The 20790-nt window shown below is 59.3% G+C and carries 22 protein-coding genes; 8 read left to right on the top strand and 14 right to left on the bottom strand.

The window, feature by feature from the left end:
- Positions 1 to 1099: 1099 nt before the first annotated feature.
- Positions 1100 to 2008 carry a glycosyltransferase family A protein gene (locus AAE029_RS30210; protein ID WP_371076612.1) on the top strand — a complete coding sequence of 303 codons (909 nt, stop codon included), beginning with the start codon at positions 1100 to 1102 and terminating at the stop codon, positions 2006 to 2008.
- A 134-nt stretch (positions 2009 to 2142) separates the two neighbouring features.
- Here the strand turns inward: AAE029_RS30210 and AAE029_RS30205 are convergent, their stop codons facing one another.
- A complete protein-coding gene (locus tag AAE029_RS30205) occupies positions 2143 to 2358 on the bottom strand; it encodes a hypothetical protein (RefSeq protein ID WP_371076611.1) in 216 nt (71 codons plus the stop codon).
- 521 nt (positions 2359 to 2879) lie between these two features.
- Here AAE029_RS30205 and AAE029_RS30200 point away from each other — a divergent pair.
- Positions 2880 to 3623: a LuxR C-terminal-related transcriptional regulator gene (locus tag AAE029_RS30200; RefSeq protein ID WP_371076610.1), complete on the top strand. Its 744-nt coding sequence runs from the start codon at positions 2880 to 2882 to the stop codon at positions 3621 to 3623.
- 150 nt (positions 3624 to 3773) lie between these two features.
- On the opposite strand, the gene AAE029_RS30195 is transcribed toward AAE029_RS30200, so the two are convergent.
- The 9 genes from AAE029_RS30195 to AAE029_RS30155 all read right to left on the bottom strand — a co-directional run bounded on the left by AAE029_RS30195 (position 3774) and on the right by AAE029_RS30155 (position 12445).
- Positions 3774 to 4052, bottom strand: coding sequence for a transposase (locus AAE029_RS30195; protein WP_371076609.1), 279 nt, complete (start codon positions 4050 to 4052; stop codon positions 3774 to 3776).
- Positions 4053 to 4343: 291 nt separating this feature from the next.
- Entirely contained in the window at positions 4344 to 5798 is a 1455-nt protein-coding gene (locus tag AAE029_RS30190; RefSeq protein ID WP_371076608.1) for an HlyD family type I secretion periplasmic adaptor subunit, read from the bottom strand.
- 13 nt (positions 5799 to 5811) lie between these two features.
- Positions 5812 to 7527 (bottom strand): type I secretion system permease/ATPase, encoded by a 1716-nt coding sequence (locus tag AAE029_RS30185; RefSeq protein WP_371076607.1) that lies wholly within the window; start codon positions 7525 to 7527, stop codon positions 5812 to 5814.
- A 103-nt stretch (positions 7528 to 7630) separates the two neighbouring features.
- The gene (locus AAE029_RS30180; RefSeq protein WP_371076606.1) at positions 7631 to 8200 is read right to left on the bottom strand and encodes a PE-PGRS family protein; all 570 of its coding nucleotides are present in this window, start codon (positions 8198 to 8200) and stop codon (positions 7631 to 7633) included.
- A gap of 400 nt (positions 8201 to 8600) precedes the next feature.
- The gene (locus AAE029_RS30175; protein WP_371076605.1) at positions 8601 to 9695 is read right to left on the bottom strand and encodes a hypothetical protein; all 1095 of its coding nucleotides are present in this window, start codon (positions 9693 to 9695) and stop codon (positions 8601 to 8603) included.
- A gap of 252 nt (positions 9696 to 9947) precedes the next feature.
- Complete coding sequence (locus AAE029_RS30170; protein WP_371076604.1) at positions 9948 to 10454, bottom strand: hypothetical protein; 507 nt, start codon at positions 10452 to 10454, stop codon at positions 9948 to 9950.
- 109 nt (positions 10455 to 10563) lie between these two features.
- Entirely contained in the window at positions 10564 to 10887 is a 324-nt protein-coding gene (locus AAE029_RS30165) for an ATPase inhibitor subunit zeta (protein WP_371076603.1), read from the bottom strand.
- Between the two features lie 524 nt (positions 10888 to 11411).
- Entirely contained in the window at positions 11412 to 11654 is a 243-nt protein-coding gene (locus AAE029_RS30160) for a DUF982 domain-containing protein (RefSeq protein ID WP_371076602.1), read from the bottom strand.
- A gap of 134 nt (positions 11655 to 11788) precedes the next feature.
- Positions 11789 to 12445 carry a GntR family transcriptional regulator gene (locus tag AAE029_RS30155; RefSeq protein WP_371076601.1) on the bottom strand — a complete coding sequence of 219 codons (657 nt, stop codon included), beginning with the start codon at positions 12443 to 12445 and terminating at the stop codon, positions 11789 to 11791.
- 183 nt (positions 12446 to 12628) lie between these two features.
- On the opposite strand from AAE029_RS30155, the gene AAE029_RS30150 reads away from it, so the two are divergent.
- The 5 genes from AAE029_RS30150 to AAE029_RS30130 all read left to right on the top strand — a co-directional run bounded on the left by AAE029_RS30150 (position 12629) and on the right by AAE029_RS30130 (position 17352).
- Entirely contained in the window at positions 12629 to 14053 is a 1425-nt protein-coding gene (locus AAE029_RS30150) for a M20 family metallopeptidase (RefSeq protein WP_371076600.1), read from the top strand.
- 48 nt (positions 14054 to 14101) lie between these two features.
- Entirely contained in the window at positions 14102 to 14821 is a 720-nt protein-coding gene (locus tag AAE029_RS30145) for an ABC transporter permease (protein WP_371076599.1), read from the top strand.
- Complete coding sequence (locus tag AAE029_RS30140) at positions 14821 to 15564, top strand: ABC transporter permease (RefSeq protein WP_371076598.1); 744 nt, start codon at positions 14821 to 14823, stop codon at positions 15562 to 15564. Before AAE029_RS30145 ends, AAE029_RS30140 begins: the two co-directional genes overlap by 1 nt.
- Entirely contained in the window at positions 15561 to 16337 is a 777-nt protein-coding gene (locus AAE029_RS30135; RefSeq protein WP_371076597.1) for an ABC transporter ATP-binding protein, read from the top strand. Before AAE029_RS30140 ends, AAE029_RS30135 begins: the two co-directional genes overlap by 4 nt.
- Positions 16338 to 16494: 157 nt before the next feature.
- Positions 16495 to 17352: a transporter substrate-binding domain-containing protein gene (locus AAE029_RS30130; RefSeq protein ID WP_371076596.1), complete on the top strand. Its 858-nt coding sequence runs from the start codon at positions 16495 to 16497 to the stop codon at positions 17350 to 17352.
- 223 nt (positions 17353 to 17575) lie between these two features.
- On the opposite strand, the gene AAE029_RS30125 is transcribed toward AAE029_RS30130, so the two are convergent.
- The 3 genes from AAE029_RS30125 to AAE029_RS30115 form a co-directional block, all read right to left on the bottom strand.
- Positions 17576 to 17839 carry a DUF982 domain-containing protein gene (locus tag AAE029_RS30125; protein ID WP_371076595.1) on the bottom strand — a complete coding sequence of 88 codons (264 nt, stop codon included), beginning with the start codon at positions 17837 to 17839 and terminating at the stop codon, positions 17576 to 17578.
- A 161-nt stretch (positions 17840 to 18000) separates the two neighbouring features.
- Entirely contained in the window at positions 18001 to 18261 is a 261-nt protein-coding gene (locus AAE029_RS30120; RefSeq protein WP_371076594.1) for a DUF982 domain-containing protein, read from the bottom strand.
- A 344-nt stretch (positions 18262 to 18605) separates the two neighbouring features.
- On the bottom strand, positions 18606 to 19040 hold the full coding sequence (locus tag AAE029_RS30115) for a hypothetical protein (RefSeq protein WP_371076593.1): 435 nt from the start codon (positions 19038 to 19040) through the stop codon (positions 18606 to 18608).
- 114 nt (positions 19041 to 19154) lie between these two features.
- On the opposite strand from AAE029_RS30115, the gene AAE029_RS30110 reads away from it, so the two are divergent.
- Entirely contained in the window at positions 19155 to 19439 is a 285-nt protein-coding gene (locus AAE029_RS30110) for a hypothetical protein (protein WP_371076592.1), read from the top strand.
- Between the two features lie 560 nt (positions 19440 to 19999).
- On the opposite strand, the gene AAE029_RS30105 is transcribed toward AAE029_RS30110, so the two are convergent.
- Entirely contained in the window at positions 20000 to 20170 is a 171-nt protein-coding gene (locus AAE029_RS30105) for a hypothetical protein (protein ID WP_371076591.1), read from the bottom strand.
- Positions 20171 to 20790: the final 620 nt, after the last annotated feature.

The following is a 20790-nucleotide window of genomic DNA, read 5'->3' as shown; positions in this document are numbered from 1 at the left end:
GATCGGCGCCTAATCTTCCGACGCTACCCGGAGAACTGGGCGGAGTTCTCATAGGCAGGATAAAAAAACCCGCTGTGAACAGCGGGTAGATGCACTGTGGAGAGGATCGCAAAGCGGGCGCGCCAGGGGACTCGGCGCATCGTCTCGCGACCTGAATAACGTTAAGCTTTTGAAGAGGGCGCCACAACCATACGTATTTAAGGTATTTTGGATATTGGCAGCAGAAAACGACAAAAGCGCCGGCGACAGCGGGGAGTTATTCGACGTTCAGCGGAGATGGACCGCGCGGAATCCCATTTTCAATGGATCTTGTTCCTGAGAAATTGGCCCGAAGAGCAAAACCAGGCACAAGGACAACGGCCGTCGAGACGGCAAAAAGCAATTGCCGCTAGAAGACGCGAGGCGGGCTTCGGCCTCGTCTATTCACTAAACTTTCTGTGCTGTGCAGAGAGTGGACCGTCGCGCGCCTGCCTCCCAAGCGTAGTGCACAGATACATCCGTGGTGTCGATCATGATCCGTGCGGCGGCGGTCCACTTAATAAACAAATCTGATGGGTTGTTGGTTCCACAATAAAGCCCCGCCGGATAGCGGGGCAGTTGCTCGGCATTCGGTGTTGGGCCGCGCAGAACCCAATTGGGAAACCGGGAGCCAACAAAGGCATTGCTTCCACGCGACCCGAAAGGTGAACCCTGGCGACGTTGTCTTGTTCCATAAAAAGGGCCGGAACCTATGCGTCGTGGTGTATCAATCGTCCGCAGAAGAACGCCTTGGGCACAGTTCGATCGTCATGACGATGGACACCTATTTCCCAGAGGGGACGACGCCGACGAACTGGCGGCGGTGGGCGGCCATGCTTGCGGCTGTCCGAGCCAACGACGTTCCCAAGACTTACAGTTGCTTCCATAAAGCGCTGCCGTCGTTGCGCTAATCATTCGTGCGGCGCGAATTCCATTCCCCGGGGTCTTCCCGATATAAGCGTCACACGCGCTGAAAAAGTTCGTTGCCTGCGTAAGTGACTTCTTGACTCCGCGCAGCCCATGGGGGCAGTAGACGCGGCCCCTCCGATCTTAATCCCATCACATCTTACGAGCCGATTCGTTGCGCATCATTACTCTGTCGACTATTCCTCCACGCTTTGCCACCCTTGCGCCAACACTGCAGAGCCTCCTCAAACAGCGTGCTTCAATCAACGAAATTCGGCTTTACATTCCGCGTCGGTACCGCCGATTTCCCGATTATGACGGCTCCGTGCCTGATGTGCCTGACGGAGTGACCATCGTCAGGCCCGAAGAGGATCTGGGGCCGGCTTCCAAGGTGCTGTTTGCGACGCGTGAGTTGCGAGGCCGACGGGCACAGATCCTTTTCTGCGATGATGACAAGATCTTTTCGCCGACATGGGCAGCCGATCTCCTGGCTGCACAGGCTACACGCCCGCATGAATGTGTGGCGTTGATAGGCAAGGCGGTGCCGCCAGATCGCGGCAAGCCTGGCCCGTTCCAGCCAAAGGCCGTGCATCCGTCCAGGAAGGACTTTGGGCTGCGGATGCGGCGGCTTCATTACAAGATCAGCTCGCGGCTGGGCGTCGATCGTCCGTTTCCCATGCCCCGCCCGACTATCAAGGCTGGCTATGTCGACATCCTTCAGGGTTTGGGTGGCGTGGTCGTACGACCTGATTTTTTTGACGACGTTGCTTTCAATATTCCAGATGTGGTCTGGGCCGTGGATGACGTGTGGCTATCGGGAATGCTTGCCCGAAGGAATATCCCGATCTGGCTTCCGGCCGGGCTCGATCTGCCGCAAACCAGCGAGGCTCACGAGATCGACGCGCTCTATCGTGCAACGATCGAGGGGGCCAATCGCAGGGAGGCAAACATGCGTTGCGTCGCCTATATGCAGGAGCATTTTGGGATCTGGCTGGAGGAGACGTGGGATCTCTCTGCGCCAGTGACAGCTGCCAGCAACGCGCGCGCCGCGGATCCTGCGATGATGCTCTCGTCGCCAGCCTAAGGGGCAGTAGCGCGCTACCCGCTGCTTCATTTATCGCAATTTTGCGCGCTGGGCGCTTCGCCTAAAGCCCTTCGCCTGTTGTTTTCATGCATGTCGTTGCCGTAAAACCGCTGCGCACTTGGGCGCGACATGCATCAAGCGCCGAGCATTGCGTCTATTTGGGCGATCAACGCCGTGTAGGTCTCGATGTTGCGGCGATACTCCTGCTTTATTCGCCCGGTGATATTTGCGAGAGGGCCGTTGCCTTCCTGCCGGAAGTGCTGGACGTCCTTCTCGTCCATCGTTTGCAGATGGCCTTCATATTCCTTGATCTTCTCTTCGTATTCGGATCGCAGCCCCTTCAGGTCCATTTTCATCCTCCTGAGATTTAGCCGTGCCGATCCCGATAACGTTCGGCATGAGGAATTTTTCGGCTGACATCTGAGAGAAGGATAGCACAAACGGGCTTCCGAACGACTCTATAGCTCAGCTCTTCTATCCTGATTGAAGTTGCCAGCGCCGGTTGCTCTTATCGGCGGGTGCTTCCTGCAGATAATGGGTGATAAGACATGCCGCTGCCTGCATTCAGGCACGCCGGTAAAGTCTAGACCGCAGAACAAATCCGCGGATCCCTCCTGCTGAAGTAATCCGATCGGCCGGCACCCTTGGATGAAAGGTCTAAGACTGTTTCTCTGTCTACATCTAAGGTGTAGCCTGTGCGTAAAGTCACACTACTGTCAGCAATACCGGGAAAGGTTCGGTAATGGAGAGCTTACATCCGTTCAGGCAGGATTTGGATTAGGATTAATCCTGATTATATCATGACATGAATCAATAAGAGGTATAAGATGTCTGGCCGCAATGGATTGCAAAAAGTCCTGGGGGGCCTCAAGTGTCCATAAGCTCAGAATCTAAGCGTCGTATCGGGCGCAATGCACCCACTGTTATCGTAATAGAGCATCATACACTTACACGCACAACTATTGTAAAGCTCCTCGAGCATGAACTCGGGGGATGGAATTTTATCGATATGGACTCGACGGAGAGTCTCGATAGAGCCCTTGGAATGGATGTGCGGCTGATTGCCCTGGATCTGGCGGGCAGAAGTATAAATTGTGCCAGCCTTCATGACGATCTCGCCGCGATCGAGGAGCGCTTTCCCGAAGCGCCGATCGCGCTGCTCTCCAATATGGATGATGTCCTGATGGCGTCCCAGGCGCTGCAGATGGGCATTCGCGGGTTTTTCACAACCTCGCTTCCCATCGAAATCGCCCTTGCCGGTCTGCGGCTGGTTCTCGCAGGCGGTGTATTTTGTCCACATCCGCTGGGTACATATACCAACGGCGCAGCCGCAGGCACCAGGCTCCATGACGGAGATCGGCAGGTCATGGAGGATCGGACATATTATCTATCCATTGCCGATTTCACGCCGCGCGAGGCCGATGTACTCGCCGAGTTGCAGCGGGGTTGCTCGAACAAGGTCATTGCCGGGAAGCTCAATCTGTCGGGCCACACCGTGAAAATGCATTTGCAGCACATCATGCGCAAGCTGCAGGTCCAGAACCGAACCGAAGTGGTTGCCCGGTTGGGGCACCAGGCTTCCAACGGGCATGATGCCAGAGAGAGTGGCGCATAGTATTTTGCGAAATCGATATCGATTATCCAGATCTTGCGCCTAAAGCCTGTCGCGTGAACGTAGGCTCACGGCGACAGGCTTTAGCTTGTTGTTTTCATGCATGTCGTCGCCGCAAAAACCGCTGCACACTTTTGCGCGACATGCATTAAGTTACGGACGGCCTCGGGATTCTTTTTCCAGCATTTCGCTCAGCGTTGCCGCGGCGAGCATGGCTTCGGCCAGCAGCTTCTTGAGCTTCTGGTTTTCTTCCTCCAACGCTCTTAGCCTCTTGGCGTCGAATCCGACATGCTTGAACTGCTGTGATTGCCACCGATAAAAGGTCGGCTCGCTGATGCCGTGCTTGTAGCAAACATCCGTCACGGTCATGCCACCCTGATGTTCCTTCAGGATGGCCATGATCTCGTCATCATCGAATTTTCTCTTACCCATTACCGCATCCCTTCGACCGATTCATGCCAGGAATTCAGGGCCGCCAGGGAGGAATTGGAGCGCCGATCCATATATTCGCATTGCGCATCGCGCCAAGCGTCTGCCGCTTTAACAATCGATGCTAGATCAGTATGATTTCAGGCCGAATCGGCCTGAAATGTGAATCCTGATCTACATCAATGGTTAGAGCGGGATGCCGAAAACCGCGCACATTTTTCGGCATCCCGCTTTAGCTTTTTGTTCTACGCAATTCCGAACGGAAAACCGCTTCGCGCTTTTCCTGGAATTGCTTTAGTCCTCGCGAAATGCTCTGTTGAAACTGTCGAGGAGCGGTCTGAGCGCATAAAACGCCACGGTGCTCTCGCCTGTTTCGATCATTGTCTGGGCAGGCATGCCCGGAACCAACTCGACATCGCTCATCTTCGCCAGCCGTTCATCCGTCACGCGGATCGTCGCCGCGTAATAGGACTGGCCGGTTTGCTGATCGACAAGACGATCCGCCGAGACATATTTCACCACACCTTTGAAAAGGGGAACCCTTCGTTGGTTGTAGGGAAGCAGATGGATCTGGGCTTCCAGCCCGGGATGCACCAGATTGATATCGTCCGGCCGGACATGCGCGGTTATGATGAGGGGGCTGTTGCGCGGCACGAGATAAACGAGCGGTTCGCCGGCGCCGACGACGCCGCCGGTCGTGTGGACGCGCAGATCCATGATCACGCCGTCTTCGGGCGCGCGGATTTCGGTCCGGGCAAGCTGATCGTCAATGGTCCTCAATTGCTCGGTGAGCGTGAGGATCTGGCCTTCGGTCTCGCGCAGGTCCTGGGCCACCTCGTTCAGTCGATCGCTCTGAAGCTTGACGATATAAGCCTGTGACTCGGCTATCACCTGGTAGGCACGGGAGACCTGGGCCTCTACCTGGCCGATCTGGCCCTCGATATCCGCCTTCTCCCGCTCCAGATTGAGAAGTCTGCTCTTCTTTTCCAGCCCCTTGGCATTGAGTGTCGTGACGCTGTCGAGCTCTTGCCGGGAGATTTCGGCCCTGTCGGTCAATGCCGCCTTCTGCGCACCGAGGCCCATGATCTCCTGTTCGACCTGTTTCATCTTCTCCTGTGTGATCGCAATGTCGGACTGCATGACCTGGCGGCGGGTTTCGAAGATCCTTTGCTGGCCGCTCATGATGGCTTCAACCGCGGGGTTGCTGTCTCTCAGGGCCTGGAGATCCTGCGGATAGGCAATTCGGTCGCTGCCCTCCTGTTCCGCATGGAGACGCGCCCGACGCCCCGCGACCTCCCAGAGCTGTCCCTGGACGCTGTCACGTTCCGAACGCGATTTCGTATCGTCGAGTTCTAACAGTACCTGTCCCGTGGTGACGGCGTCGCCATTCTTGACGAGGATGCGCCGCACGATTCCTCCTTCCAGATGCTGGATGGTCTTGCGGCTCGTCTCGGGCTCGACGATGCCCGAGGCGATCGCAGCACTTTGCAGCGGTGCGAATGCCGACCAGGTCCCAAGACCGATGACAAAGAAGCAGATCAGCAGGTTGCCGGTCAATGCGACCGAGCGAAGCCTCGACATGGGCGAAGGGGAGGCCAGTTCGATGCCGGCGGCTTCGCCGGCGGGCAGGAAGGTCAGGAACCTGCTGACCGCCGCCGATCCTTGCGCGGATACACTAACGATGTTCGAGGATCCTGCGAAACCGGGGCCTTCGAGTTTGGGTGGAGCTTCGCAATGAGCAAGGGCCATGGCGTCGTCTCCTCTAGGTCCCTGTCCGTTTCGGGGGCTGAAGGTAGGTCTCGAAGATCTCTTCGCTGTCCCCGAAGGCATCGATGGTGCCGTTTCTCAGGATGGCAATCTTGTTGGTGACGGGGAGAATGCCCATCCGATGGGTGATGATGACGACGATCATTCCCCTGGATTTCATCCGCTCGATCGCGTTGAACAATATGCGCTCGCCCTCATAGTCCAGGCTCGAATTCGGATCGTCGAGGACCACCAGGGAGGGGTTGCCGTAGGCCGCCCTTGCAAGGCCGAGCTGCTGGCGTTGCGCGCGCAGCAGCAGGTTTCCGCCTTCGCCGATGTCGGTCTCATAACCCTGCGGCAACCGTATGATTGCCTCGTGCAATCCGACGAGTTTTGCCGCCTCGACCGCCTTGCCGGGATCCGCCCTGTCGAGCCGTGCGATGACGTCCCTGATGGCGCCGCCGAAAAGTTCGATATCCTGCGGCAGATATCCGATCTGGCGCCCCCCTCCGCATAGCCTGAAAGCAGAGATGTCGACGCCGCCAAGAAGGGCACAGCCGCTCGTAGGCTGCAGCACTCCCGCTATGATCCGGCCGAGCGTCGACTTGCCGGATCCGGAAGGGCCGATGAGCGCGAGGCAGTCTCCCGGAACAAGCCGCAGCCTGACCGCTCGCAATATATGCCGGTCGCCGAAGGGCAGCGTATAGCCGACATTGTCCAGAACGAGGCCGCTCGGCTCTGGTGCCGGCACCATCCGGGCGTTGTTATGCGATGCGACTGCAATCAGCATCCTGTTGAGACGGTTGAAGGCGTTGCGTGCAAACGCAAAAGCACGCCAGCCGCCGATGGCGCCCTCGACCGGTGCCAGGCCGCGACCGAGCAGGAGGCTTGCGACGAAGATGATGCCGGGGCTGCTGCCGTCCTTCAGCACCAGCCAGGTGGCCGATCCCATCATCAGGATCTGCGTCAATGTCCGGATGGATTTCGAAAAGGCCAGAATGGTCTCGGTGCGATGCATCGCGCGGTCCTGCGCTCTTCTTGCCATCTCGGCATCGCGGTAGACGATCTGCGCCGCACCATCCTGCATGCCCATGGCGCGGATCACCTGGAGATATTTGAGCGCCGTTGCAAACCGCAAGGAGCTCCTTGCAAGTGCGAGGTTGGCCTGACCCAACGGCTCCCGCGTGGCCAGGTCCGTCAGGAGCGCCAGCAGCAGCAGGGCGATTGCACTCCCGAGGCCGATCGCGCCGAGCAAGGGGTGAACCAGGAAAAGCAGCAGCAGGAACACCGGCGCCCAGGGGATGTCGAAGAGGAGGGCGCTTGCCGGTGAATCAAGGAATTGACGCAATGCGGCGAGATCCCGGTAACACTCGGAGGCTGTGTTCGTATCGGTCTGGGCCGCATAGTCGAACGCCGCGGTGAGGACGACCGGCCGCAAGCGATGGTCCAGCCAGCTGCCGATGCGCGAAAGCGCCGCGCGGCGCACGATATCGAGGACGGATCCAACTACGACGGCGACGGCGATGATGAGCGTCAGCATCAGCAACGTGTCGACACTCCGGCTCGACAGCACGCGATCGTAGATCTGCAGGAGATAGATGGAGGGCGCCAGAAGAAAGAGATTGTAACCGCAGCTATAGAGGAAAACCAAGCCAAAGGCTCCGGCACAGGCCCGAAAGGCCACGACCAGATGCGTCGGTGCGCGCTGCGATTGTACGAAATTTGATGTCATTATCAGATCTCAATGCTCTCGATACTGACAAAGGAAATGCCTGGTCAAAACCATCAGGAACAGGAGGATCGCCGGTCGGAACCGGCGATCCTCGGGAGCTGGTTCATGAGCCCAAATGGCTCAGGTCGATATCGCCGAAGTGATTGTCGATATTGGACAATGTAGCCGACACTGATGTCGGGTCGTCGTGTACGAATGCCGCCGAAACATCACCGCCGACCGCGGTGTTGCCATTGCCGCCATTGCCGCCGACGCCAGCGAGAATGGTGGCATGCTGATCGGCCAGGAGTTCTGTGTTCTGCTGGGCTGTCGTGTTTGCGGTAGCGGTTGCCGTGTTACCGCCGCTTTCATTATACTGGTCGCCATTGGAGTTCGCATCTCCGCCATCGCCGCCCGAGCCGTTGTTCGTGGCTTCGGCCAGGAAAGCGGCCACTGCCTTGGCATGTCCGCCATCACCGCCGTCATCAGCTTCCCAATAGGCCTTTTGCCAAACGTGATCGCCAGCATCTACGTCTACATGTGCGCCTTTGACTATCTGTTCGTTGGCCACATAGGCACTCGGTTGAAAGTAGATATCCCCTTTGTTGAAGCCATCGCCGCCGTTGCCGGCATTTGCGTCGCCAGCGTAAACGTCGCTGAGCTTGATCGTGTCGGATATTTGTGGAATAGGCATGACGTTACTCCTCTGCCTCGTTTACCCCGTGTTTCTCGCACGGCCGGGTGCCCGGCATATCTTCGCCAGGCAAGTTAACCGCTTTGGGAGACTGCGCGCGATTCAACCTGCGAGCTAGCTAGATATTCGGGGATGCTCCTTTGGGTGGGGTATGGCGGGGAGGGGATGTATGGCGTGAATCGCCAAATGGTGACGTCCGGCTGCGCGCATGTTTTATCCGGCGATTGGAGCAGTAACTGCGCTCCAATCGGACGTGCGTTGCTCCTGAACGGCTGCTTTAATCGGAAATGGCCAAAGGGTAGGACCATCCAGCAATTCAACGTGTTACGGCGACCTTCGTGCGCTTGAAGATCCGCACGGCGCCAAATGAAAACCGCTTCGCAATTTCCCCGGAACGGCTTTAGCCGTGCAAGAAATTGAGAACGTCGTCCACAAGCGCGGTATGGGCATCCGAAACGTGGTTGCCTTCTCCGCCATGGCCGCCAAGGCCGCCCATCTGCAGCGTATGCTGGTCGTAGAGGATGTGGTCGATCTGGTCCGCATCAGCTGTACCGCCGGCGGGAACGGCGATATTGATAGGATGGAAATATCCGACACTGACATCGACCATGGCCCCGTTGGAATATCCCGATCCGCCACCGCCACCCACGTGGTCGCCGGTGAAGATCGTATCCGAGGACATGTTGAAGCCGCCGCCGTCGCCGCCGATGCCCGCGATCTGGATGCCGCCCTGATCGAAGATCACATTGTTCGTCTGATGTGCCGTAGCCGAACCGCCGGCGACGCCGATTGCGATGTTGATCGGGGAATATATTGCCAGGTTCACATCGATCATGGTGCCGACGAAGTAGCCATCGCCACCATGCCCGGCATAATTGTCGCCAGTAAAGGTGAGCGAAGTTCCGTGAGTCAGGCTGGATCCGCCGCCGGCAAAGTTGTGATCGCCGCCCGAGCCGCCGACGCCGCCGACCTGGGTTGCACCCTGGAGGAAGGCTGCGTTGTTGTCCTGCTCGGCATGGGCCGTGGAACCCGGACCTCCGGCCACGGCAACGTTGACTGGGGCGAATACTCCGACGTCGGTGCTGACGAGACCACCATAGAAGACCCCGTTGCCACCGCTTCCGGCGTGATTACCGGAATCGCCGCCGCCGGTGGCAACATTGCCGGTGCCGCCGTCTCCACCCATGCCGGCCATTTCGGTGACATGCTGATTGATGAGGGCATCATTGCCCTGGTGCGCCTCCGCGCCCGAATGCGGGCCGGCCATGGCGGCGTTGGACGGTACGAAGACGCCCGTCGCGTTGCTGCTGATCGTGCCGATGCTCATCCCGTCGCCGCCACTGCCGGCGGAATTGTAGCCCGGCGCGACATCAAGGGGCAGCCATGTCGGAACCAACGCGAGATGTCCCGCAGCAGAAGTCGCGGAATTGGAGATTGTGTTTTGATTGGCGCTCGGATTCGGGGAGTCTTGCGGTAGCAGGCGAGTTTCCGTCATCGCCGTCTCTCCATTCCACTTTAAAGCGTAAGTCCCGCAGAACTTGCAGAAAATACGACGGGATCGATCTCCTCCATTGTGTAACCAGACGAAGAAAAAGAAGAGCCTGCAATTCGTCTACAGCCATTTGGATGTCATGACAGCCATTCGGCCGTCATGATCTGCACGCTGAGCTTGCCGGAAAGCATAGTGATTTCTAAGCTTGCCCATTGCATGCTGCACTCATACTTGAGGCAAGCAACTGTATCCGGATCAATCCGGTTCCGGCCCCAGTATCTCTTCCAACATCGAACTGACGCGGTCGGCAGTCCGCTGCTCCTTAGGCTCCCCCTTCAAGGAACCATAAATGCTATCCTTCAAGATCCTGAAGTCGTGGACCGTTATCTCGCCAGCTAAGAGCATGTCTTGGCCCACCACCAACATCCATTGACACTGCGTTAGGAGCATGTCCTGATCCAGCGTGCCCTCCCGCAACTGCTTCTTGAACAGGCGTGGATTCTCCGTGGTCGACCATGCATCGAGCTGCTGGGCGATCATCTGCTTTCGCGCGGTATCGCCACTCTGCTCAATGGCATCGGCAATGAGCGATGAGGCAATGTGGATGGTGGTTATCGGTGCCGGTATGCCTTTGTCGAAATTGTCCCGAACAGCGGCCTGAACACCTCGATGATTCCTGATAAAACGACCGGTTAGCATCATGACCTGAAGGCGGATCATGATGTCATTGGCATATGCGCGTCGCCTGAACCAGCTGATCACCGACCAACATCCTTGTTGCTTTGAAATCGGCTTTCATCGAAGCCCATGCCTGCAAGCATTACGCGAGCAAATGGGCTTCTGTCCAGCGGCCTTTTAGGCGGATCCGGCTCTAGCTTGCGCTTTCCGCCGCAAGTTGCGTGACGGCTTCGGCCATCAATTCGCGCATCTTTGCCGTCACTTCCCCTTCACCGATGCTCTTACCCGCCGCCCGAAGATCCGAGAGTGCTTTGGAGATAATCTCTTCATCACCGGCGCCCCTGAGCCGGGCTTCCGTGATTTCATCGGCGTAGGCGGCGAAGTCGTCATGGCCAAGAAGGTTTGCGACCCACATCGCGAAAAGTCTGTCGCGACGCACGCAGAGCTTGAAGGATCGCTCGGCGTCCACGAAGTATTGCTCCTCCAGCGCCTTTTCCCGCTCGCTCAGAATATGCATTCCGCTTCCTCCTCTTCACGCACGCTTCTCCAGCGGTGCTCCAGGACATCATCTGCGGAGACGATCAGCCGCCTTTCGCAGACGAACTTATCCAAGGTTCACATTAGCATAAAAGGCGCGGTGGAGCGATCCGACAGGATGGATCGGTCGAAAACCGGATCAGCGACATATGGTGCAGTCGATCATCGAAACGAGAAGCGGCGCCATTTTTCGAGACGGAGACGCGCTGAGAATATCCTTGCCTCGCGCCCGATGAAGAGAGCGGCAAGGATCAACACGATCGTAACAATATCCCAGAACAAGTGGCCGTCTCCGTTTGCGGTCGGGTGGAATAGAAAGCATGAGGGCTGCGAACGGATGTAGCAGCCGATCGACCCAAGCCATATCCCGATAAATGGGGATTAAGCGGTTTGTGAGGCGGCGAGGTTTCCTTGGCGTGATGCGACAGGAATTTCTGCGTCCAAATGGTTCCATCCGCACGCAGAATGCCCCAGCCCTGGATGACGGGTGCCTGAGATCAGATTTCAGATGAAAGAGAGATTTGCCTCAATCATCGCGGCAAGGAAGGGCTTGCGTGAGCTATCGGCGGGGATGATTTCGGCAAGGCTCGCCTGGCATTGAAGCCTTGCGCGGTCGTGGAGGGTGCCGCCCTTGCATGGCCAGCTTCGATCCAGGAAATTCAACGCGTCGTCCGGCCCCTTGATGACAATACGGGGCTCTGTCCCGTCGCCGACTGCGACCGGAACTTTCCATGCTCTGACTGTCAAGATGTTCCTCCCCAAGGAATGATCAGATAATTAGTCTTACCTAATTGAGCAAAGTGACAGCAAGATGAATTTTGGGCATTCTTGATAATTCAATGCACCACCCGACTGGCCGATGGGCGTAGGCAGCATCGCGGTCAGGGCTGGCGGATGTGAATGGTGATCAGCCGTTTCAATTCCTCGACGTCACCGGCAGCGATCGCCTCGATCATCCTGTGATGTTCGTGGCCCGATTGCTCTATCCTGGCGCGTGTGCGCCATTGCGACACCGGCGCCGATGATGTCCGTTGTCTAATCTCGGCGACCAGTTCGACGAGCTCGCGGTTGCCGCCGAGCGAAAGCAGGGCGCGATGGAAGGCGAGATTGGCCTCGTAGAGCTCCAGAACGGTGCCCGTGAGGATCGTTTCGTCGAAACGCTTCGCAAGAATTTCAAGCTGGTCGATATCATCAGGGGTCGCCGTCTTAACGACCGTCGCGGCGACCGCGGTCTCCAGGATGACGCGGATCTCGGCAACTTCCGTTGCCCTCCGGCCGTCGGGCTCGAAGACGTGATAGCCGCGATTGGGCACATGCTGGACGAGCCGCTTTTGGGCGAGCCGGTCGAGCGCGCGGCGGACCTCGGGCCGGGTGCAATTATGTCGACGCTCGAGGTCGATCTGCTTCAGCCAGGTACCGGGCGGCAATGCGCCCGTCAGAATATCCTGGAGGATGCGATTGGTGACATCGTCCGCATCGCCCCGGTCCCCATTGCCGATGTCCGCCGGCCCGCTTTTCTGCTGCAAGATTTCGTCCATCTTCGTTTCCTGTCCCGAGCGATCCGCCCAATCCGATATCCGTCATCGTCCCGCAATCCGTATCCGAAAGGGCGGCGCCGTTTGCCATAAAATATTCATAATTCGGATTGCGTAAACTTTTTTTGTACCCTAAATTGGCGCCAAATTTGGATACTATCCGTTTCTAGTGGAAAAAAGAGGGCCATGAAGAATTCCGAAACCGCCTGGGGCATCGTCGATGAAAAGGCCCCCGCCTTCTTCGACCTCAGCGATCGCATTTGGGATATGCCCGAGACGAATTACGAGGAATACCGCTCCTCGGCAGAGCATGCTCGCCTGCTCGAAGCGGAAGGTTTTCGCGTGGAACGCAATGTCGCGGGCCTGCCGACGGCGGTCATGGGCGAGGCGGGTGAGGGCGGGCCGGTCATCGCCATTCTCGGCGAATTCGATGCGCTTCCCGGCTTGAGCCAGGCGGCCGGCATTGCGGAGGAGCGGCCGCTCGCGGCAGGCGGCAACGGCCATGGCTGCGGCCATAATCTGCTCGGCTCCGGTTCGATGCTGGCAGCTGCCGCCGTCAAGGACCTGCTTGCCGCAAACGGCCTCAAGGGGCGCGTGCGCTATTACGGCTGCCCTGCCGAAGAGGGCGGTTCCTCCAAGGGTTTCATGGTCAGGGCCGGCGTCTTCGACGATGTCGATATCGCCATCTCCTGGCACCCGGCAGCCTTTTCCGGCGTCAACAACCCGATTTCGCTCGCCTGTAACGAGATCCTGTTCCACTTCTCCGGCCGTGCATCGCATGCCTCTGCTACGCCGCATCTCGGACGCAGCGCGCTCGACGCCGTCGAGCTGATGAATGTCGGCGTCAACTATATGCGCGAGCATATGCCGTCGACGGCGCGGGTCCACTACGCCATCACCGATGCCGGCGGCGCGGCACCCAACGTCGTGCAGGCCCGAGCGACCGTTCGCTACCTGATCCGCGCGCGCACGCTGCCGGAGCTTCTCGTCCTCGTCGCCCGTGTCAAGAAGATCGCCGAAGGTGCGGCGCTGATGACCGAGACCTCTGTCAGGAGCGAAGTCGTCAGCGGCGACGCCAATCTTGTCGGCAACACGCCGCTCGAAGCGCGCATGCAGGCGCATCTCGAAAGGCTCGGTCCCGCCGCATTCGACGAGGCTGACCTCGAGACCGCGCGCAGGTTCCAGCAGACCTTCACGCAGGAAGATATCGCCTCCTCCTATCACCGCTTCGGTCTTGCCCCGAAAAAGGACCAGCCGCTCTGCGATCTCATCTATCCGCTCCATGCCGGTGACGGCAGCATCGTTGGATCGACCGACGTTGGCAGTGTCAGCTGGGTCGTCCCGACCGTGCAGATGCGCGGCGCGACCTATGCAATCGGAACGCCCGGCCATTCCTGGCAACTGGTCGCCCAGGGAAAGTTGCCGGCCGCGCACAAGGGCATGGCGCACGCCGCCAAGGCTATGGCGAGCCTGGCCGTCGACCTCATCGGCGATCCTGTTCTTGTCGAGGCGGCCAAGGCGGACCATCGGGCTCGCCTCGACGGCAATCCCTTCGTCAACCCCATCCCCGATGACGTCGCGCCGCCGCTTCCGGAGGCGAAGAATGGCTGAGCGGCCGCCTCCCTCTGCGATGCACGCCTTCAAGGAGCGGACGGGACCGTGACGCAGCCGGGATTCTTCGACCTTCTGAGCTTCGGGCCCGACGGCTGGGCGAAAACGCTGCTCGCCGGCGCGTGGATGACCATCCTGATCGCGCTTTCGGGCTATCTGACCGGAGCCGTCATCGGCATCCTCGGGGCCTGGGCGAAAGTTGCCGGCAGCTATCCCGTCCGCGTCGCCGCCGACGCCTACACCACCGTCCTTCGCGGCATACCCGATCTTCTTGTCATCTATCTTCTCTATTTCGGCGGCAGTGCCGCGGTCACGACGGTCGGCCGCCTCTTTGGGGCAGAAGGCTTCATCGGCTTTCCGGGCTTTCTCGCCGGCACGCTCGCGGTCGGCATCACCTCGGGCGCACAGCATACGGAGGTCTTCCGCGGGGCGTTCAAGGCAGTTCATCCGGGCGAGATCGAGGCGGCGATCGCCTGCGGCATGCCGCGGTTCCTGCGCTTTCGCCGCATCATCGCGCCCCTGACGCTACGCCATGCGCTCCCGGGTCTCGGCAATGTCTGGCAGGTCGTCCTCAAGGAATCGGCGCTGGTTTCGATCACCGGTGTTGCGGAACTGCTGCGCCAGTCCCAGGTCGGCGCCGGATCGACCGGCCTGCCCTTCGATTTCTATCTCATCGCCGGTTGCATCTATCTCGCCATATCGAGCGTCTCGGGCGCAGTCCTGCGCCAGGCGGAGCGGCACTTCAGCCGCGGTGTCAGGAGGGGCTGATGGACTGGAATTTCACCCGCGAAACTTTCCTGAGCCTGGCCTCGGCCATCCCGCTGACGCTCGTCCTTGCCGCCAATTCGATCGGCTTCGGCTGCGTGCTTGCGCTCGGCCTTGCCCTCGCACGGCTGTCGCCTTTCGCGCCGCTGCGTCTGTTTGCGCAGGCTTATGTCTTCGTCTTCAGAGGCACGCCCCTGCTGGTGCAGATCTTCCTGATCTACTACGGCCTCAGCCAGTTTCCGGCCATTCGCCACAGCCCGCTCTGGGCCGTGCTGCGCGAGCCCTACTGGTGCGCGGTCCTGGCGCTTTCGCTGAATACGGCCGCCTATTCGAGCGAGATCCTGCGCGGCGGACTGCTCTCGGTTCCGGCCGGTCAGGTGGAGGCGGCGCGCGCCTGCGGCATGCCGCGCTTCATGCTCTTCCGGCGGATTGTCATGCCGCTCGCTCTGCGCCAGGCGCTGCCCGGCTATGGCAACGAGATGATCGCGATGGTGAAAGCGACTTCGCTCGCCTCGATCATCACGCTGATGGAGGTCACCGGGGTCGCCGCCCGCATCATCTCCGAAACCTACCGCGCCATCGAGGTCTTTATCGTCGCCGGCGCCATCTATCTTACGATCAACTTCCTGCTGACGCGCCTCGTCCAGTTCATCGAGTTCCGGTTGAGCCCGCATCTGAGACAGCCGAAGCCGGTTCTCGCACCGACCAGTCAATCCGCATCGATCAGCCCAGGAGAGGCGCGATGACTTCTTCCGCGCAACCGGCGCCAGCCTTGAGCGTCCGGGACATTCACAAGAGCTTCGGTCCGATCGAGGTCCTGAAAGGCATTTCGCTCGATGCCCGTGAAGGCGATGTCGTGTCGATACTCGGCTCGTCCGGTTCGGGCAAGTCCACCTTCCTGCGCTGCATCAACATGCTGGAGACGCCGGATGCCGGCGAGGTGACGATCGCCGGCGAGACAATTCGCATGATGCCGTCCCGGCAGGGCCGCAGCGTGCCCGCCGACCGCGCTCAGGTGGATCGCATCCGCTCGCGCCTCGGCATGGTGTTCCAGGGGTTCAATCTCTGGTCTCACAAGACCGTGCTCGAGAATGTCATCGAGGCGCCGGTGCATGTGCAAAAGCGCAGCCGCAACGAATGCATCGAGGAGGCCGAGGCGCTGCTTGCCAAGGTCGGCATTGCCGACAAGCGCAATCACTATCCGGCCCATCTTTCCGGCGGTCAGCAACAGCGCGCCGCCATCGCCCGGGCGCTTGCCATGCGGCCTGCCGTCATGCTCTTCGATGAGCCCACCTCCGCGCTTGATCCCGAACTGGTGGGCGAGGTGCTGCGCGTCATGCGCGCACTTGCCGAGGAAGGCCGCACGATGCTCGTGGTCACGCATGAGATGGGCTTTGCGCGCGAGGTCTCCAGCCGCGTCATCTTCCTGCATCAGGGCAGGGTCGAGGAAAACGGGTGCCCACGCGAGGTCTTCGGAAATGCGAGTTCCGAACGATTCCGGCGGTTCATCAAGGGATGAGCCGCTCGATCAGGATGATTTTCAGGCCGCACAGGCCTGAAATCTGAATCCTGATCAACATCAAAGATTTAGAGCGGGATTTAGCCGAAAACCGCACACACTTTTCGGCATCCCGCTCTAGGTGCTTTCCAATCAACACCGAAAGGGGAACCTCAGAATGAAATATGCAACTGCTCTCATCAAGGCGCTTTGCGTCTCCGCCCTGACGCTGGCGGCGGCCGGCGCCCATGCCGAAGGCAAGAAATGGACGCATGTCACCATCGCCACCGAGGGCGCCTTCAAGCCCTATAACTTTACCAAGCCCGACGGCACGCTCGATGGCTACGAGATCGAGCTGACGAAATACCTCTGCGATCACATGAAGGTCGAATGCACGATCGTCGTTCAGAACTTCGACGGCATGATTCCGGCGCTCAACGCCGGCAAGTTCGACGCCATCATCTCCGGCATGTCAGCGACTGCCAAGCGTGAGGAGGTCATCGATTTCAGCGACTCCTACGGTTCGACCGGCCAGGCCTTCGCCACGCTGAAGTCGAGCGATCTCGATGCGATGCCGGAGAAGGGCCAGGTCTTCTCGCTTGCCTCGAACGAAGCCGGCGCGATCACCGAAATCGAAAAGCTGAAGCCGATGCTGCAGGGCAAGACGATCGGCGTCCAGACCGCCTCGACGGGTGCGGCCTTCGTGGACAAATATCTGAAGGGCGTCGTCAAGGTTCGTGAGTACAAGACGACCGAGGAACACGATCTGGACCTGACGGCGGGCCGTGTCGATCTCGTGATGGCGTCGATGGCGTATCTCACAACGGCATCCCAGAAGCCGGGCAATGAGGACATGACGACGGCCGGGCCTCGCTTCCAGGGCGGCTTTCTCGGTCGCGGCAGCTCGGTCGGCCTGCGCAAGACCGATCCCGAGCTGAAGGCGATGTTCAACGAGGCGATCGCGGCGGCAAAGGCCGACGGAACGATCAAGACTTTGTCGGAGAAGTGGTTCGGCTTCGACGTAACGCCGCTCTGATTAAAAGCCGCCATCGGATCCACCGAGGAATGGCCCCTCACCCTAACCCTCTCCCCGCAAGCGGGGCGAGGGGACGATCGAGCAAGCGGCGGCTAGAGGCTATTGCTGTCGTGAGGGACTACGGAGGGTGCGACTCCCCCTTCGCCCCGCCTGCGTGGTGCCTGCGTGGAGAGGGAACAACGCAATGGCGGGGGCCGTCCGCTGGGTTCGAACGCCTAGTGCATTACCGCAGCAGGCCTGCCTCGATGCCGGCGGAAACGAAACTCTCGCGAGCTGCGCTGACACTCGCCCTCTTACGGATCGCTGCCATGCATTCGCGCTTGGCTGCGTAATAGCAAGGCCCTTTTGTGATGGCGGGCCAGCGCTTGGTCATGCAATCCAGCGCGTCCTCGGGTCCGGATATCGTTTCGCGAAATCCCTCGGTCGTCCGGACGTAGACAGGGGTGCTCCATTGAACGCTGAAGTCGACCTCGATAACCTCGCTCATATCGTTGCTCCTCACTCCGGTGGCCGAAAGAGCTCGCTGTGATTCAGCCTCCCTGGCACGGCACTCCAAGAGCGGTTCGATCCTGATAGAAGCGCAGAACCGCTCCAAACTTTTGTTTTCAGGGAACCGCTTCGCGCTTTTCCCGAATTGCTCCAGTTGCTCTAAGCCAGCATATCGGATTCGATGCTGGCTGCGATGAAGATATCCCTGGCGATATCGGGCGAGACCTTTCTTTCGATCGCGGCCATGCACTCGCGTCTTGCCTTGATGTAGTGGGGGCCGTCCGCGACGGGCCATCGGTTCGTGAGATAGTCAAGTGCATCCTTCGGCCCACGGATCGTTTCGCTGTGACCGTTTCCGACCCTGACGCGCACCGGGACCTGCCAGTTCATATGGAAACGCCCTTTGGTGTTGGTTTGCATTTCCGTTCTCCTCATCAGAAGCGGTGAATCAACGGCGAGCGAACCCCTGTTGTTCCAGTCCGGAGGGGGGATTTTGATGGGTCGGGTTGATTGCGATTCCTATCGACATGAGCGCCGGTTTTGATCCGTGGCGTGTCGCGTATCCGACAGCAATAAATCATACGTGCGGAACAATTCGCTTGGCTGCGGTTTTTCCCTCTGCACCGCTGAGCGCGTGGATCGCAGCTTAACGATGCGGCGGCCGGCTCCCGCGCGGCGCGGCATTCCGCGCAATCACGGTCGAGCTGGCCGCATATCTTGCCGCCAAGTCCTCCGGCAGCTCTTCTCCGTAGCCGACGTTATCGTCAGTCTTCATCAGGCCAGCCGGCGGATGACTGATCATCGCCGTCGGCGAGTGTGGCGACTATCTGCGCTATATCCTCGATCGCGAGCGGGGTGTTCGATCGCGTGACTACGGACGCATTTCGATCGATCAGCACAACCTCGAACCTGCCGATTTCGGGACCGTCGAGTTCGCTGCGGATATTGGTCGCGCGCAATGTCGTGGGACGTTTCGACACCTGTACGCGTCTGCCATCGACATGGACGACGACGACGTCCAGGGCCCGAAGCGCGTCAATGCTGAGCAACGCGTCCTGCCGCTTCAGGAGCTCTCCTGGGCTGTCTTCGAAGATAACAAGAACGCGCGCCGTTCCCTCGAAAGCCGAGAGGCTTTCAGCCGGATGAAGCTCGTCATTCGACAGGCCGAGGATTTCGTGAATGAGCGATTTGATTGCCATTTGCTTCTCCTTCGTGGAAGCTAACGACAGCAGGGGCCGAGGGTTCCAGATCCGATTGCAGTGGACGCGCGGCGCTCTAATTTTCTCAAACGGCAACGCATTGTGGAGGACATCGTGAACACGGCCAATCTTCAACTCGAAGGCCTTTTGCTCGCCGTCGGCGCCATGAACAGGCTGCTGGTGGAAAAGGGACTTGCTACGCATCAGGAGGTGAACGGGGCTCTCGCCGATGCGGAGCGGGCTGCGATCCGCTCCGTTCAGGAGAACGGCCTGTCGCCCGCAAACCGCAAGGCGACGATGTTTCCGATCCGCCTGTTGCTGCTTGCCAACGAGGCGGCCGAGCAGGGCAAGGACATGACATTCGCCGACTATGCCGAAATGATCGGCAAGCTTGATTGATGATGGCGCCCGAGAGCCATTGAAGCCGGCCTACAGCGCCGTGCGTCTTACCAGACGCAGTCAAGCGTCCGCTATTGCGGTATGCCGCCATATTCTACGACGTATGTCATCATGGATATGACGACGAGGACGGCAAGCAGGATAATGATCAGGTTTCGGTTGTGCATCGGTGCCCTTTTCTGGAGGCTTCAACCTAAACCGTTCCCTGCACCAGATGGTTCCACGGCGGTGCCGGGTCCGCTCGTTCAGCTAGCGATGACGATCGGCAATGTCGTGATGACCGTGGTGATAAATAATGCCGCCCCGAACTTCAGGAGCTGCACGCGCCGCGCTCGCCGTCCATCCCAATCGTAAGCCATACGCACCTCCGATATCCGCCGATCTCTGACGAGGGCATGAAAGCATCTGCTCATAGGCATGTCGAGCCGTGGCTTGCCCGATGGGGTTCAACTTTCATTTCAAGAGATTTCCGTCGAAGCCGCTGGCATTGGCCCCACGTCATCCGCCTGTCGGCGAAAGAACAGGGATCGAAAGATCGCAGCGAGCCGGCGGGACTGCGGTTACTCGGCCAGGTTTCTGGCAACCTCAGCGAGCTTGCCCAGCTTCTCGGCGATCGCCGCGAGATTCTGGGAAAGCAGTTCCCTGTTGTCGCGCGAGAGATCTTCGATGAATTGATCGAGTGGATCGGTGGGTGTCTGCTCATCGGACTTGAGATGATGCAATTCGATCATGGACGCTACCCTGGGTCATTGAAGTTCTGTGTTGCCGCGCACTGTAACTCATCGGCTCGGGGTCGATTCGACCCGAAATGATCCCGCTCTAAGGATCATAAGGAGACCCGGCTGCTTGCCGGCGGTCTGCGGCCGAGTCTCCCGGTCATCGCAAATTGGCGGTTGCGATGACATTTTCCATTCGCCCTCGCTGCGGTTCGTTTGTCAGGCCGCTGGCCAAACAAAGGATCGGCTGCATTCCGCCGACTGCGGTCCGTTCCGAGCGCGGCCTAACCTACGTTGACACCCCCAGCCGCGCAAAACCGCCCAGACGGTAACATGAGCATTCTCTAAATCAATATCTATCAGGGCCGCTACCTCCAAAGGATTAGGGAGCGTTTTGCTGCACGTGTCGGGAGTATGCACTGCATGCCGGCGACGGGGCCTGGGCGATCTTGCTCATCTCTCTTTGCGGAATCGGTCGGACCGGCTGACATGATCCAGAACTGTAACGGCACGGCGGAATGCGTTGACTGGCGGGGAACACGAAAGAAAGCCCCGTATGCCCGAGGCCTGGAGCAGAGGGGTGTTTCCTCCCGCGTACGCCACTCTTTTGATGCGAAAAAGTCTCTTCTGCTCCA

It is taken from the genome of Sinorhizobium sp. CB7 (assembly GCF_041357635.1).
GTDB lineage: Bacteria > Pseudomonadota > Alphaproteobacteria > Rhizobiales > Rhizobiaceae > Rhizobium.
The sequence above is the reverse complement of the archived record's forward strand: the minus strand, read 5'-3'. Positions and strand labels throughout refer to the sequence as shown.

Excerpts from the sequence above, each read along its gene's own strand:
- AAE029_RS30165 (WP_371076603.1), bottom strand. The coding sequence starts at position 10,887 with ATGCATATTCTGAGCGAGCGGGAAAAGGCGCTGGAGGAGCAATACTTC.
- AAE029_RS30185 (WP_371076607.1), bottom strand. The coding sequence starts at position 7,527 with ATGACATCAAATTTCGTACAATCGCAGCGCGCACCGACGCATCTGGTC.
- AAE029_RS30140 (WP_371076598.1), top strand. The coding sequence starts at position 14,821 with ATGGACTGGAATTTCACCCGCGAAACTTTCCTGAGCCTGGCCTCGGCC.
- AAE029_RS30130 (WP_371076596.1), top strand. The coding sequence starts at position 16,495 with ATGAAATATGCAACTGCTCTCATCAAGGCGCTTTGCGTCTCCGCCCTG.
- AAE029_RS30190 (WP_371076608.1), bottom strand. The coding sequence starts at position 5,798 with ATGGCCCTTGCTCATTGCGAAGCTCCACCCAAACTCGAAGGCCCCGGT.
- AAE029_RS30205 (WP_371076611.1), bottom strand. The coding sequence starts at position 2,358 with ATGGACCTGAAGGGGCTGCGATCCGAATACGAAGAGAAGATCAAGGAA.
- AAE029_RS30120 (WP_371076594.1), bottom strand. The coding sequence starts at position 18,261 with ATGCAAACCAACACCAAAGGGCGTTTCCATATGAACTGGCAGGTCCCG.
- AAE029_RS30175 (WP_371076605.1), bottom strand. The coding sequence starts at position 9,695 with ATGACGGAAACTCGCCTGCTACCGCAAGACTCCCCGAATCCGAGCGCC.
- AAE029_RS30180 (WP_371076606.1), bottom strand. The coding sequence starts at position 8,200 with ATGCCTATTCCACAAATATCCGACACGATCAAGCTCAGCGACGTTTAC.
- AAE029_RS30195 (WP_371076609.1), bottom strand. The coding sequence starts at position 4,052 with ATGGGTAAGAGAAAATTCGATGATGACGAGATCATGGCCATCCTGAAG.
- AAE029_RS30125 (WP_371076595.1), bottom strand. The coding sequence starts at position 17,839 with ATGAGCGAGGTTATCGAGGTCGACTTCAGCGTTCAATGGAGCACCCCT.
- AAE029_RS30155 (WP_371076601.1), bottom strand. The coding sequence starts at position 12,445 with ATGGACGAAATCTTGCAGCAGAAAAGCGGGCCGGCGGACATCGGCAAT.
- AAE029_RS30115 (WP_371076593.1), bottom strand. The coding sequence starts at position 19,040 with ATGGCAATCAAATCGCTCATTCACGAAATCCTCGGCCTGTCGAATGAC.
- AAE029_RS30135 (WP_371076597.1), top strand. The coding sequence starts at position 15,561 with ATGACTTCTTCCGCGCAACCGGCGCCAGCCTTGAGCGTCCGGGACATT.
- AAE029_RS30150 (WP_371076600.1), top strand. The coding sequence starts at position 12,629 with ATGAAGAATTCCGAAACCGCCTGGGGCATCGTCGATGAAAAGGCCCCC.
- AAE029_RS30105 (WP_371076591.1), bottom strand. The coding sequence starts at position 20,170 with ATGATCGAATTGCATCATCTCAAGTCCGATGAGCAGACACCCACCGAT.